This window comes from Natronospira elongata (genome assembly GCF_034931365.1).
GTDB classification, from domain to species: Bacteria; Pseudomonadota; Gammaproteobacteria; order Natronospirales; family Natronospiraceae; genus Natronospira; species Natronospira elongata.
The window spans coordinates 17,377-32,140 of sequence record NZ_JAYGII010000027.1 but is presented as its reverse complement, the minus strand read 5'-3'; the positions used below and the strand labels follow the sequence as shown (position 1 = coordinate 32,140).

Sequence of the window (14,764 nt, the reverse complement as noted above, 5' to 3'; positions counted from 1 at the left end):
TTAAATCGCGAATGAATTCGCTCCCACGGCAGCTGGCCCCCTGCGCCGCCCTCCCGCTTGTCCCTTGCCCCCCGAAACAGGCTAAACTCCCTGCCTATGGACTTTCTCAAGGTACTTCAGCGGCTCAGCGAGGCCCTGTCCCGGGACGGCATCCACTATGCGCTGATCGGTGGTTTCGCCCTGGCCATGCGCGGCGTCCAGCGCGCCACCGCGGACCTGGATTTCCTCCTGCTGCTGCAGGACCTTGAGCGGGCCCACGCCATCCTCACGGCATTGGGTTATCAACGGATCTTTCACTCCGAGAATGTCTCCCACTACCGGGCGGAGACCGACGAATTCGGCCGCATCGATATCCTGCACGCCTTCCGTGGGCCTTCTCTTTCCATGCTGGAGCGAGCGGAACGCATGGAAGCCGGCCCCGGCTTGAGCATCCCGGTGTTGCAGACAGAAGACCTCATCGGTCTCAAGATCCAGGCCGCGGCCAATGACCCGAACCGGGCGGACGAGGACTGGCTCGACATCCGCCTGCTGCTCCAGGCAGCCAAACACCAGGGCAGGGCACCGGACTGGGAACTGATTGCCGATTATCTCGCCCTATTCAACAAGCAGGACCAGCTCAAGATACTGGAGGCATGGCATGGCCAGGCTGACTGAAGAAGAACGCCGCCAACTCCGCGAAGCCGCCGAGCGGCCAGTGGAACAGCCGCCGCAAGACGAGGACGAGCGCTTCGTCGCCCCCAGCCCCGAAGCTCGCCTACGCTACATCCGCTTCGCCACCCAGGCGGCCCGCTTCCACCGCCCAGCCCCCTTCCGCCCCATGCGCGGCAACAACTGGAAGCTCTAATAGCCCCCCTCCTGTGGGAGAGGCTTCAGCCTCGACTTCCCAGAGCAGCCATCGAAACCCCCACCCCCTTGCCAGCCAGGCACAGCCCGGCCGGAGGCGCGGATTCATCCGCGATCCCGGGCAACTTGACACCGAAAGTGGCGGAATCGACAAGCGCCCCCGAGAGTAAAAAAAGCCCTGAAAAGGGCTTTTTGCGTATGCGATTCATTCAAGCCTGATTTAGGAAGCTAGGCTGAGAGACGCTCCTCCAGGCGGCGAACCGCGTGATTGAGCAATGATCGGGTTGCCGGCTCTAGCCGTTAACACCTCCGCGCCTCAGCGCCTCCGGCGGCAAGAGGGAGTGCCCCTCGAAGGCACAGTCACCAAAATCCACCCCCAAAGCCATCAACAAGGTCCTCCCCCTTGCGAGCTCCGCTCGGAAGGGGGAGACAGAGGGGGATCCCCCAGCCCCCAGCACTCAGCACTCAGAACTCAGAACTCCCCACCCCTAACCCCTAACCCCTAACCCCCTCACTCTTTCCCTCACCCAATGCCCCCTTCTCCCCAAACCCGGCAAAATCCCGCCAAACCCCTGTAAACCCGCCAAAAACCACCCCCGTCAAGCCCTACCCACAAGCCGAAACATTGCCTATACTCACCAAGCTCGTCAGCCGTGGGGGGACTGACGGATCCGAACATAAATTTCATAGAACATGGACACACTGACAGGACGTCAGGGGGAGCAAGACTCATGACAGCACCCATCCGCAAGGCCGTCTTTCCCGTAGCCGGCCTCGGCACCCGTTTTCTGCCCGCCACCACAGCCAGCCCCAAGAGACTGCTACTGCTGACCAATGGCACCGGCTAAGACTGGATTCTCACCCGGCGACATGGCATTGTCGTCCGATTTGCCCGATCCGCTTCAGTCGTCGGATAGAGCGGCCTAGCGGAAGAGAATGGAATCCACTTCAGCTTGATTTAGGGGATAAACCGCAATGTGTGGAATTGTTGCAGCCGTCGCCCAACGCAACGTGATGCCGGTACTGATTGAAGGCCTCCGCCGCCTGGAATACCGGGGTTATGACTCCGCCGGCATTGCCGCGATGAACGGCAGCGGCGAGATCCAGCGTACCCGGGCCGTGGGCAAGGTGGAAAACCTGGTCGAGGCTCTAAACGGTCAGCCCCACGAGGGCCTGTCCGGCATCGCTCATACCCGCTGGGCCACCCACGGCGTGCCGGCCGAGCACAATGCCCATCCCCATTGCTCCCGGGATGAGCTGGCGATCGTCCACAACGGCATCATCGAAAACCACCAGGCCCTGCGCGCCGAGCTGATCGAGGCCGGCTACCACTTCGACTCCGAGACCGACACCGAGGTCATCGCCCACGCCATCCACCACAAGATGGCCCAATGCGGCGACCTGCTCGAAGCCGTGCGCGAGACCGTCAATCGCCTGGAAGGCGCCTTCGCCCTGGTGGTCATGGACCGCCGCGATCCGGAGCGTCTGATCACCGCCCGCCAGGGCTGCCCCGTGGTGCTTGGCCTTGGCATCGGTGAACATTTCATCGCCTCGGACGTGGCCGCCCTTTTGCCCGTCACCCGCCGCTTCATTTTCCTGGAAGAGGGCGATGTGGCCGAAATCCGCCGTGAAACCCTCAAGATCTTCGATCTTGACGGCAACACCGTCGAGCGCCCCGAAAAGGAAAGCCAGCTCTCCGCCGACGCGGTTGAGCGCGGCGACTACCGCCACTACATGCTCAAGGAAATCCACGAGCAGCCCCGGGCCGTGGCCGACACCCTGGCCGAGCGCCTGACCGAGGACCGCCTCCTCGCCGCCGCCTTCGGCCCCAAGGCCGAAGCGGCCTTTGAAAATATCAAAGGCGTGCACATCATCGCCTGCGGCACCAGCTACCACGCCGGCCTGATCGCCCGTTACCAGATCGAGCAGCTCGCCAACGTCCCGGTCAGCGTCGAGATCGCCAGCGAATATCGCTACCGCAACCCGGTGGTCCCCAAGGATCACCTCTTTGTCTGCATCTCCCAGTCCGGCGAGACTGCCGACACCCTGGCGGCACTTCGCATGGCCAAGGAACGCGGCTACCGCGAGACCCTGGCCATCTGCAATGTCCCGGAAAGCTCCCTGGTGCGGGAGGCCGGCCTCACCCTCATGACCCGCGCCGGCCCCGAGATCGGTGTCGCCTCCACCAAGGCCTTCACCACCCAGCTGGCCGCCCTCGCCATGCTCGCCCTGGCCCTCGGCAAGGCCCGCGAGCAGATCAGCCCGGAACAAGAGGCCGAGTTGGTCCGCGATCTCCGCCAGCTCCCGGCCCAGATCGAGGCCGCCCTGGACCTGGACGCGCCCCTGAAACGTCTGGCCGAGCTCCTGGTGGACAACCGCCATGCCCTGTTCCTGGGCCGGGGCGCGCAGTACCCGGTGGCCATGGAAGGGGCCCTCAAGCTCAAGGAAATCTCCTACATCCACGCCGAGGCCTACGCCGCCGGCGAGCTCAAGCACGGCCCCCTGGCCCTGGTGGACGAGCACATGCCCATCATCGCCCTGGTCCCGGACGACGAGCTCAGCGAGAAGGTCCGCTCCAACCTGGAAGAAGTCCGCGCACGCGGCGGGCGCCTGATCATCTTCGCCGCCGAGGACACCGGCTTCGAGGCCGACGAGCACAGCCACGTCATGATCCTGCCGCGCGGTGTCAGCAAGCTGACCCGCCCGGCGCTCTACACCATCCCCCTGCAGCTCCTGTCCTACCACGTGGCGGTCCTGCGGGGGACGGACGTGGACAAGCCAAGAAATCTGGCCAAATCGGTCACGGTGGAGTAGGAAACAGCGACCTTGTTTGTCGCGGGCATGTAGGACAATGCTGAAAAGGTCGCCAAACGGGCCGCCCCGCGTTATCAGCCGGGTATCGATCCCGTAAACTGGCGAATTGCCCTGCGGGGCACTGACAGGTCTTCGGTCCCACACAGGAGGGTGCGGCCGCCCTTGAACCACCACGGACAGGCAAAGCGATAAGAACATGACTGAGAAGCTAAGAATTCTGACTGTCTTCGGTACACGCCCGGAGGCCATCAAGATGGCACCACTGGTCAAGGCCCTGGAACAGGAAGCCGCGATTGACTCGCGGGTCTGTGTAACCGGCCAGCACCGGGAAATGCTCTATCAAGTCCTGGATCTGTTCGACATCAAGCCGGATCACGATCTGGACGTCATGCGAAAGCAGCAGGACCTGACAGACATCACCGCGGGGGTGCTGACCGGGCTCCGTAATGTGCTGAATGAAGAGCAGCCCGACCGCGTCCTGGTCCACGGCGATACCACCACCACGCTCGCAGGCAGCCTGGCCGCCTACTACGCCAAAGTGCCCGTCGGCCATGTTGAGGCCGGCCTGCGCACAGGCAACATTTACTCGCCCTGGCCGGAAGAGCTCAACCGCAAGCTTACCGGCGGCATCGCCGATCTGCATTTTGCCCCCACCGACCGGGCCCGGGAATCCCTCCTGGCCGAAGGAGTGGAGCGCAATGACATCGTGGTGACCGGCAACACGGTGATCGACGCCCTGCTGGATGTCGCCCGCCGAATCGAGGAAGACCGGTCCCTGCACCAGGACCTGGCCAGCCGCTTCCCCTTCCTGGATCCCGACAAGCGTCTGATCCTGGTCACCGGCCACCGCCGGGAGAGCTTTGGCGAGGGCTTCCGCCGGATCTGCCAGGCCCTGGCTGACCTGGCCGAACGCGATGATGTGCAGATCGTCTATCCGGTCCACCTCAACCCGAATGTGCAAAAACCGGTGCGGGAAACCCTCTCGGACCGGCATAATGTCCACCTGATCGATCCGCAGGACTACCTGCCCTTCGTGTTTCTGATGACCCGCGCCCACCTGATCATCACCGATTCCGGTGGCGTCCAGGAAGAAGCCCCCTCGCTGGGCAAGCCGGTGCTGGTCATGCGGGACAACACCGAGCGCCCCGAAGCGCTCGAGGCCGGCACCGTGCACCTGGTAGGCACGGACCGGGCACGGATCGTGGAATCCGCCAGTCAGCTGCTGGACAGCGACGAGGCCTATCAGAAAATGAGTCACGCCCACAATCCCTACGGGGATGGTGTGGCCTGTCCGAGAATCATTCAGGGAGTATTGACGCGCCATGGCAACTGAACGGGAAATTGAACGCGTATCTGTAGTTGGTTTGGGTTACATTGGCCTGCCCACGGCCGCCGTCATCGCCTCGCGAGGGGTGGAGGTTATCGGCGTGGATGTCATCCAGGCCGTGGTGGATACCATCAACAAGGGCGAGATCCATATCGTCGAGCCGGATCTGGATATCGCCGTGCGCAGTGCGGTCACCGACGGCAAGCTCACCGCCTATACCGAGCCCCAGCCGGCCGATGCCTTCATGATCGCGGTTCCCACCCCCTTCAAGGAGGGCCACCAGCCGGATCTTTCCTACATCGAGGCGGCCGCCCGCAATGTGGCCAAGGTCTTGAAGCCCGGCAATACCGTCATCCTGGAATCCACCTCCCCGGTGGGCGCCACCGAACAGATGTGCCAATGGCTGGCCGAGGAACGTCCGGACTTGAGCTTCCCGCACACCGATGGCGAGCAGTCCGATATCCGTATCGCTCACTGCCCCGAGCGCGTCCTGCCCGGCCAGGTTCTTCGAGAGCTTGTCGACAACGACCGCGTCATCGGCGGCATGACCGACGCCTGCGCCGAGGCCGCCAGCGCGGTCTACGCCACCTTCGTGCAGGGCGAACTGGTCCGCACGGATGTGCGCACTGCCGAGATGTGCAAGCTGGTGGAAAACAGCTTCCGCGACGTCAACATTGCCTTTGCCAATGAGCTCTCCGTGATTTGCGCCCGCCACGGCATCAACGTCTGGGAGCTGATTGAGCTTGCCAACCGCCATCCCCGGGTCAATATCCTGCAGCCCGGCACCGGCGTCGGCGGTCACTGCATCGCCGTCGATCCCTGGTTCATCGTTTCCCAGGACCCGAAAAGCTCGCGCCTTATCCGGACCGCCCGGGAGGTCAACGAATACAAGCCCGAATGGTGCGTCAAGCGCATCAAGGACAAGCTCAACGGCGCCAGGCAGCCCGTCATCGCCTGCCTGGGCCTGGCGTTCAAGCCCAATGTGGACGATTTCCGCGAAAGCCCCGCGCTCCGTGTCGTCGAATCCTTGGCGAAGGAAAGCGTAGCAAAAATCCTTGTTGTAGAGCCGCATGCAAACTCATTGCCCGCTCCCCTTTGCGATCTAGCGAATGTGGAGCTCGTCGATATGGATGCTGCATTAGAAAGTGCAGATGTAACCGCGGTCCTGGTTCGTCATGACGCGCTAGCACATCATCTGGAAGGGAGGCGCCTGGAAGTGGGGCGGTTTCTTGATTTTGTAAATATCTTTCAATGATGGTGCGCTGTAAGGCTTACGGAATTGTGCTGTCCCATGGGAGGTAGTCGTGCCTTTCAGGCGAAGGCCGGAAAAATATTCACTGTATATTTGGCCTTATTTTAAGGGCTACGAATGTGCCTTCGGGGCTGCATCAACTGAGGCGGTTAAAGGATGTCTGTAAAGTCGATTGCTCTATTCTATGGTCATGTTGCAAGTAATGTAGGCGATATAGCGATCAATGCTGGTCAAGTTGAGCTTCTAAAGAGAAAATACCCCGGTGCCAAGCTTACCGTAGTCCTTCTTGATTCCGAAGAAAGTCAATATCTCAGGCTGGCTAAACAGTCCTTTGGTCAGCTTGAAAATATTGATTTTGTTCATTTTAGATCATTCTCTGTCGATGCAGAATCCTATGTAACTGATCCATCCCGTATTTTGCGCGAGTGCGGTGTCGCTGAAGTAGATCTGATCGTGCTTCCCTCATCAGAGCATTTTTTCGCATACCATAAGCCTGAGAACTACAAAAGCATATTCTGGCGCGCAATTCCCGCATTGGCGGCGTATTCGAAAGGAATTCCAGCCATCTTGCTGCCCTCTACTTTTGGGCCTTTTGAGGAGGATTTGGCCAAGGAGTTGATCGCAAGCTTGCTGCAGATACTCACGTCCTATGGCGTTAGAGATGAAGCGTCGAGGAAACTAATTGAGCAAACCTTTGGTCATCGCATTCCGCTTAGCTGCCTCGATCCGGCATTCTTCTTGACGGCGCCTAAGATCGACAAAGTCGACCGCAATAAGATTGCGCTCCCGATGAGGTGGGAAGGGTGGGGGATTAGGCTGTCAAAAGAAGAGAAAGAAAGTTTCCAAGGCTATAAGGCCGAGGCTGGTCTAGCAGCATCAAAGGCGTATCAGTTTGCCCATTCGTATGCAGTGCGCCATCTTGAGGCGAATCCAGCGAATAGCGTGCTTATTCCCGTGCAGACGGACGCAGATCGGAAATTGGCTGAAGAGTTAGCTTCAACGCTAGCTGAAGTGTACGGCGAGGATAGAGTTCTGCTGCAGCGTCCAGAGTCTGTTCCGGAGTATCTTGCGATGCTTGGCAGAGTTCGCTACGTAGTCACATCAAGGTTTCACGCCGCAATTCTATCTATGATTTCCGGAACGCCTGCCTATGGAGTTTACTTTGAATCTCACGGGCACAAAATCCCAGGTCTATTCTCCCAGCTGCAGATTGAGAATCGAGGTCTGTCTTTAGATAAAGTAAGTGTCGCTGACGCAGTAGAGAAGATCTATCGTTCTGCCTCGAAGGTTGAGAGGGTTAGTGACTCTACTGCAGAGAGGATTAGAACGTTAAAAGAGTCCACGTTGGATCATTATGGGGCGGAGGGTGCGCAGCCTCTGTCGGCGCATGACTATATCAGTTTTAGTCGACATTTCGGGCAGCTTGCGAAATCTCTTGCTGACGCCGCGCACGCGGCGAACGCAAAGAATCGAGCAGCCAGAGCAGATCGGAAGGTCGAATCATTGGCCAAGAATGCTAAAGAGAGAGAAAGCCGCCTGAAGGAAGACCTTGCTAAGCAAAAGAACGCCGCTAAAGATGAACGAGCTAACTCGAAAGCAGAGGTGCGCGATCTCAAATTGAAATTCCGTAAGGCTAAGTCCGAGGTGGAGCGTCTTCAAAGCGTTATAGATCATGGGGTTGAACAGAGGAAAGGGATTTTGGAAGCCTTTCGTGAGGCTACAAGAGAAGAGCTAAAGCGCGTTGAAGGTCAGATGCGAAGAAAGCTGCAAGTAAAGAATGAAGAGAGTGCCAGTTTGCTGGCGCTCATGCAGGAAAGAGATCGGAAGATCGAAAGTCTACGCGACGAATGTGAGCGTTTAAAGCAAAGTGTAAGCTCTGCCCGCGAAGGTCGTGAGGTCGAGAAAGTCAAGACGTTTCATCTTAAGGAGAATTTAGATCAGGAGAAGGCTGCTCGAGAGGCGCTGGAAAAGGAGCGGGTTGACCTTTCGCGAGAGATCACGCGGTTGCAGCAAGAAGTTGCGAAGTATGTTTCAGCTAAAGAAGAGTTGGTAAGCATACTTAAGACACGGGAAGATAAGGTTGCCACTTTGCACTCATCAAGCCAGAAGCTGATGATTGATCTAGATCGAGCGCGGGCCAGGATTGAAGATCTTGAGCGTGAAATTGATGACGTTAAAGAACAATTGAAAGCTGAGCGCAAGAATCGCACTGAGGCTGAGTCGGAGAGAGCGTATCTACAAAAGGAAGTGTTCAGCCTCCGTGAGCGGAACGAGCGCATTGTATATGAGCTTGATCGGCAGAAGGAGCTCGCTCAATCGATGGAAGAGGGCTGGCGGCGAAAATTCGACTCTCTTGTGTTGGAGAGGGGCGCATTGCAACAAGCAAATATGGTCTCGACGATCTACCGAGGTGCCTTGAGTCGAAAAATTGAGGAGATGGAAATTGAAATGAAGGGCAAGGAGAGGGAGATGAGTATCGCTGAGCAGGAAGTGCTATCGTTGAAGCGTGAGCTTGAGGTGATGCGAAGAAAGCTGGCCGAGAGGTCGATTTTCTCAGCGGCTCAACAAAGACGCCTTAACCTACTAGTCGAATCTAAGCGCTACCGGATTGGCGCAGAGATAGCCAACTCTGCCAAGTCCCCGATAAATGTCTTCCGTCTGCCCTATCGACTTTTGAGCATTGCACGATTAAACCGCGCCGAGTGTGTGGGCGCAGAGGCTCAGAGCGAGTTGCTAGAGCAGCCATTCTTGGGCCCGCCAGCGTGGAAGCGACTAACCGTGGGGGATGTCCTGCATGGTATCTCGACTACCAGCCAGGGACAATTGGGAGAAGACCAGCGAGCAATCATTCAGTTCGCCAAGTCGTTTGGGGAGGAAGGCTATGATGAGGCGAAGCATCAGTTGATTCTGGCTGCCGTCAGCATGAAGGAAACTGAGCTTGGTTTGAAGGCGCTTGTATGGTCATGCATTCGTGTTGGGGATGTTGATAGAGCATTTCAGGTTATCTCGCGACTTGAAGAATTGGCCCAGTCCGGTGACGCAAGAGTGAGCCAAGATTGGTTGAGAAAAGTGAAGTCTTCGGCGAGAGCACGAGACTTGTCTCTGAATCCGGAGAAGACATATGAGCTATTTGACCTGGCGGATTCCGCCGCCAGCGAATCTCTTGAATGCATAGATAAGAGAATTGCGTATATCCTTCACAACGCTTTCCCATACTCGTCCGGAGGGTATGCGACGCGCGCCCATGGGGTTTTGCTCGGTTGGAAGTCCGCAGGGTTCGATCCTATTGCAATTACAAGGCCTGGTTTTCCGGTTGACATCAAGTCAGATGCGGATGTTTCCGGTAAGTTCGTGAAGAACGAGATCGACGGCATACCTTATGTCCATAATCTCAGCCCAGAACGCAAGGGGCGCACCGCAATTGAGTATATGGAAGAGGCAGCAGACGCGTTAACTGAGCAGCTGAGAGACATCCGGCCTTCTGCTGTTGTCGCTGCATCAAATCACGTGACTGCTCTCCCATCGCTCATAGCTGCTCGAAGGTTAGGGATCCCATTTTACTATGAAGTGAGGGGGTTCTGGGAGATTACGCGATTGTCGCGGGATCCAGATTACGAGAGAACTAGCGCGTGCGAGGTTCAGAAAGGTCTAGAAGCCGGCGTCGCCAAGCGAGCAGAGAAGGTCTTTACGCTTACCGGGCCTATGCGTCAAGAGCTAGAAGCACGAGGCGTCACCAAAGAAAGTATCGTTCTCACGCCGAATGCTTGTGATCCAGAAAGATTCCAGCCCAGGGAGCGAGATAAGAGTCTGGCTGGATATTACGATATCCCGGAAGAGGTGCCGGTTATCGGTTACATAGGGACCTTTGTGGACTATGAAGGCCTTGAAGATCTCGTGGAAGCTGCGGGAAGGTTGAAACTGGATGGGGTAAAATTTCGGCTCCTATTAGTAGGGAATGAAAACGCATCTGGGCAAGATTGCGGGCCGATCACTAAAGAGATTATGAGAATAGCTGATAGCTATGACTTATCCGACTGGTTGATCATGCCTGGAAGGGTTCCACACGAACAAGTCTCAGCGCATTATTCCCTGATTGATATAGCGCCATTTCCCCGGAGACCATGGCCTGTCTGTGAAATGGTTTCGCCTATGAAGCCGCTTGAGGCTATGGCAATGGAAAAGGCGGTGGTGGTCTCGAGCGTAAGAGCATTGGCTGAGATGGTGGAGGACAATTCGACAGGCTTGATTTACGCTAAAGGAGACGTGGAAGAGCTTCAGGCCCGATTGCGTCACCTAATTGTTAACTCCGCAGTTCGATTGAAGCTTGGTGAGAATGCAAGAGCTTGGGTATTACGCAATAGGACATGGAGCGAGATAGGCAAGACGATGGTCGATACAATCAGTGATGTGTCGCAACAGGTCTCCCCCCAATGATGTTAGATAACGACCAGTGGCTTGATGTGGCAACCAAGAACTGGGAGCAGGCTGCTAAAAATTATGGCGAAATAATCCCCCCTCCTGGTCGGTATTTTTATATAGATCCTATGTCAGTTCACTTTCACTGTTCGTACCATATAAAGACTAAGAGGAAATATGGCTCGAAGTTGTATGACTGGGGCCGCGTGATTAGTGGTAATTGGGATCTGGATCGGAGGGAGAAGTATCGTACCGATTGGCTGCGTGGCGAACTACGTAAGCGCTTCTATATAGGTCTTCGATGGGAAGAGACAGAGTTATGGCAGCACAAATGTCAAGTGATCCAGGCAAAAGGCATGATCGATGGGTGTAAGAATGTGGATCAGCTAAAAAAGAGGTACGAAAGACTCGATGTTCTATTTCATCAAATCAAAGGTGCCGGGGCGTTGCTTTCCGCTGAAGAGCGAGGCGCAAAGGTCTCAGATGACTTGTTTGTTTCGGTAGCCCGGGATGGTTGTCATTTGTTCGCAGTTGGTGGCAGCCATAGACTCGCCATAGCGCAGGTCCTTAAGCTTGAAAGAATCCCGGTGCGGGTGTTGTCCAGGCATGAGCAATGCGTGCGTCACCAGTGGTCGAGTTAGCAATATGACGATTGACGGTAGAAGGTATCCGGTACGCTTCACTGAGTATGTGCACTCACGTGTAATGAAATCGAATAGAGATACTTTTTCATTCGATAAGCTAGAAATGAAGGATGTGGCAAACGCATGTAAGGTCCCGTGTCCACAAGTGTATGCCGAAGTCGATGATCCGCATTCAATTCAGGAGTTGCCTAGAGTCAAGCTTCCTTTGGTGATAAAACCCAGGGATCTTGCTGGCGCCAAAGGTGTTCTGTTCCTCTCTGCCGAAAAGCATGGTCGTTATTTCGAAGAGTTTAGCCAGGAGTGGCTAACGCTTGAGGAGATTAAAGAGAAAATTAGTCAAGTAATTGCTGCTAAACGCCCAACGGCAAAGCGATGTATCGTAGAACAAGGAATCAAGGGCGAGAATGCTGGTATCCCTTTTGATTATAAGCTTTACACGTTTCAGGGATGTGTGGAGTTCGTTCTGCAGATTGACCGCAATGGCAGTAAGCCCCGACTTTCGTTTTTTGGCAGCAATTTCACAAGCCTCCCCGAAGGGCTAGTATATTCCCATTCAAATAAGAGTGTTTTTGTAAGTCCTACATTGCCTAAAAATTATAAGCAGATGATTGATGTCGCAGAGCGGGTTGCTACGCATCTTGGCACTGCTTTCTGTAGTGTAGATCTTTATACCGATGGTAAGAGGGTTATGCTAGGCGAGATCACTGCAGGTCCAGGTGGGCCATATGTGGGGAGACTGTTCGCGTTTTCGCCTCAGTACGATATTCATCTTGGTGCAAAATGGTTGGATGCTATATCCCATCTTGGTCTTGAAAGGCCAGTGATTACCGGTTTGCCTCCAGTTGTTGTGCGTGAACAGCAGAATCTTTTGCGTAAAGCGCGATGCTGGTCGCTAGATACCGCGGAAAAGCCTTCCGGACTAGGCGGGGTACATGATGACGGATTGTCAAATGGAGATTAGACTCAAATGGTTCGATGTAAAGAATTATGATAATCCGCTCTCAACTTGGGCCGAGTGGAACGAGCTTGGATGGATCCCAAGGCAAAGGACCGATCTCCCGCGGTATCGTATTTGTAGCGAAATGTCTTGGACAGTGGATCCGTTTACGGACCCGAATTGGTTGCTACATTTTCATGCCTGGCGATGTCTCGACCCTCTTATTTGCAGCGCTGTTAGGTTTCCGGATAATCGCGATGTGATAGAAGAATTAACACATTTCTTGGAACGATGGGCCAACGAGTGTGGGCGATATGATCCTAGTCGTCCTAGCTGGCTTGATATGGCGGCGGGACTGCGTGCTTTGCGAATTGCATTGCTAAATACGCAACCCTTGTTTAGGAAGGATCGACGCCGAGCCGACCTCTTAAATGACCTGTCATATGAGCATGAGTTAGCTCTTTCTGATAGCGAGTACCTAAACCCAGGTAATCATGGTTTGTTCCAGATCAATGGCTTGAGGGCCTTAGTTTGGTCGCGGGCGAAGCAAAGGATAGGCGGAAACCTGCGGGACTATTGTGTTGCTGCTCTTGACCGCTTGATGCAAGGCCAATTTACAGAGCAGGGTGTCCACAAGGAGCATTCTCCACAATATCACTTCTTCTCCATGGCTAGGGTGAGGGAGATCATCTCGTCGCCTTGGTGGGCTCGTGATGAATGCGATGTCCGGGCGCAGCCAGTGCTCGAACGGGCAGCTTCAGTAGGTAATTGGCTTGTTGATGAGAATTGGGCGTATCTTCCTGTCGGAGACTCATCACGAGGCCAGGTCCCAGCCTCTATCAAACAATTATGCGAAATGACGCGAGGGGTGAATGGTTTAGCTAGTGGTTGCGTAAATTACGGCGCATATAGCGTGATTCGAGAGATGCGCGGTGATAGTTCATCTAAGGGCAGTAGCATCTTGTTTTGTCAGGGTGGAAGATTCAGCACGATTCACAAGCATTCGGATTGTCTTTCGGTGTTTTGGCGGGAGAACGGTGTGGATATCCTGGCAGATGGGGGTAAGTATGGCTATTCAAGGGATTCGTTTCGTCGCTACTTTAAGTCCCAGTATGCGCATAATGTTATAGGCTCTCATGAGCCACTCGTTTCAGAGGGTAGCCCTTGGTTGATAAATCGAGTAGGTCGTCGAGGGGCTGGGTGGGAGGTAAATAGCGCACGTACGCTTACCCAGCCCAAAGGCTTGCACAAGCGTTATGTGCTATTTAAACCAGCAAAATGTTTAGTTGTTGTCGATGAGGTCCATATCGAAGATAAGCAGTCTCGACCCCATCTCTTCGCAAACTGGCTATTTGGTCCAAAGTGTCAAGTGGATTTCATGGATGAGAGTTCCGGGATAGCGAGAATTGGGCTTAACAACGCGAAGCAACTGAATGCTAGGTTTTGTGCAAACGATGAGGTGGATTTAATTTGTCACCATGGAGAAAAGAACCCGAACATCCGCGGGTGGGTTTCTATGTCGTATAAGGAAGCGACACCCACATGGAATATTCGGGTAGAACCTCAGTCTCCTAAATCATGTAACGTATTCGTGGGGCTGTTTGAGCTTCGGGATAGAAAAGTGGATTCTGTCTCAAAAGTTCGGTTTCGGGAGGGTGAGATCGAAATAATCGGAGCTGCTGGACGATATTTTAATGGAAATGGCGAGCGCAAAGCTGTGATTCGTTTGTAGGACATGAACCAGATCTATGTGGAATTCCCGTGGCCTCGCAGTTCGCTCGTTCTGGCAGTTCGGCCTCTCCGATATCACGGGAAAGTTTGAGTTGTTATTTGATCGCAGGAAGGGAGCCTTGACTAATCGACGTTGCAGCCTAGGGAACAAAAATGAAGGAGTCCGTAAAGTGTCGGTCGCGGCCATTCTGTACATGACGTCGATGAATGACTCGGTGAATATCCTTGTGCCCTGAACAAAAATGGGTGCGGGCCGTTAACTGGGGCAAGACAGATGAATAAGCAGCTGAGGCGATTGAGGCGAAGAGCGAGGTGCTGAAGATCAGGCCCCAGGTGTAGCGAACCGAGGAGGCAACCGAGCTTCCAAAAAAAGGCCACTCTGTACTTTGCCAGTTACCCTGAGCGAATTATCAAGCTCCGCCGCGTCCACGGATCCAACCGAATGTGTCGTTTTATCCAGGCGTATAGAAGTAAAGTCTATTACGGGTTACATAAACAATAGAGTGCGCCTTCTACGAAAGGTTAATGGCAGCTGGTCTTGATTCGCGCCTCGTATTCGGCCAGTGGCAGTGTTTAGGGTTAGTCGCGTGTCGTTTGTAGGTTCACGTTAAAGCGGTGAACGACGCGGGAAGTACCGATTCTCCCGTATCATGCAAGATCACACAAGCGGCGTGTTACGAGGTTGCAAGGCCCCAAGGCGGGTGATCGGTCGACCGTCGATGAGCGAACCGAACCGACTCAACCGAGCCTTTGCAGTGGCCGGGGGCGGGTTAAGCGTGGCTCGCCGACCTCGCCTTCAT

At 55.2% G+C, this 14,764-nt stretch carries 9 protein-coding genes and 1 pseudogene; all 10 read left to right on the top strand.

Annotated features, from left to right (window positions below; genetic code table 11):
* Positions 1-96: 96 nt before the first annotated feature.
* The 10 genes and pseudogenes from VCB98_RS10875 to VCB98_RS10830 all read left to right on the top strand — a co-directional run bounded on the left by VCB98_RS10875 (position 97) and on the right by VCB98_RS10830 (position 13,965).
* The gene (locus VCB98_RS10875) at positions 97-654 is read left to right on the top strand and encodes a nucleotidyl transferase AbiEii/AbiGii toxin family protein (RefSeq protein ID WP_346052476.1); all 558 of its coding nucleotides are present in this window, start codon (positions 97-99) and stop codon (positions 652-654) included.
* Entirely contained in the window at positions 638-844 is a 207-nt protein-coding gene (locus VCB98_RS10870) for a hypothetical protein (protein WP_346052474.1), read from the top strand. Before VCB98_RS10875 ends, VCB98_RS10870 begins: the two co-directional genes overlap by 17 nt.
* Positions 845-1,574: 730 nt before the next feature.
* Positions 1,575-1,667: pseudogene (locus VCB98_RS10865) on the top strand (UTP--glucose-1-phosphate uridylyltransferase); the annotation flags it as partial.
* Between the two features lie 151 nt (positions 1,668-1,818).
* Positions 1,819-3,657, top strand: a complete 1,839-nt coding sequence (gene glmS, locus VCB98_RS10860) for a glutamine--fructose-6-phosphate transaminase (isomerizing) (protein ID WP_346052472.1) — start codon at positions 1,819-1,821, stop codon at positions 3,655-3,657.
* 196 nt (positions 3,658-3,853) lie between these two features.
* Positions 3,854-4,990, top strand: a complete 1,137-nt coding sequence (gene wecB, locus VCB98_RS10855) for a non-hydrolyzing UDP-N-acetylglucosamine 2-epimerase (RefSeq protein ID WP_346052470.1) — start codon at positions 3,854-3,856, stop codon at positions 4,988-4,990.
* Positions 4,980-6,239: a UDP-N-acetyl-D-mannosamine dehydrogenase gene (gene wecC, locus VCB98_RS10850; protein ID WP_346052468.1), complete on the top strand. Its 1,260-nt coding sequence runs from the start codon at positions 4,980-4,982 to the stop codon at positions 6,237-6,239. The genes wecB and wecC overlap by 11 nt, the downstream gene beginning before the upstream one ends.
* Before the next feature lie 153 nt (positions 6,240-6,392).
* The gene (locus VCB98_RS10845) at positions 6,393-10,670 is read left to right on the top strand and encodes a polysaccharide pyruvyl transferase family protein (RefSeq protein ID WP_346052466.1); all 4,278 of its coding nucleotides are present in this window, start codon (positions 6,393-6,395) and stop codon (positions 10,668-10,670) included.
* Positions 10,667-11,293, top strand: coding sequence for a hypothetical protein (locus tag VCB98_RS10840; RefSeq protein WP_346052464.1), 627 nt, complete (start codon positions 10,667-10,669; stop codon positions 11,291-11,293). The genes VCB98_RS10845 and VCB98_RS10840 overlap by 4 nt, the downstream gene beginning before the upstream one ends.
* Before the next feature lie 4 nt (positions 11,294-11,297).
* Entirely contained in the window at positions 11,298-12,257 is a 960-nt protein-coding gene (locus VCB98_RS10835) for an ATP-grasp fold amidoligase family protein (RefSeq protein WP_346052463.1), read from the top strand.
* Between the two features lie 235 nt (positions 12,258-12,492).
* Positions 12,493-13,965, top strand: a complete 1,473-nt coding sequence (locus tag VCB98_RS10830) for a heparinase II/III domain-containing protein (RefSeq protein ID WP_510184523.1) — start codon at positions 12,493-12,495, stop codon at positions 13,963-13,965.
* Positions 13,966-14,764: the final 799 nt, after the last annotated feature.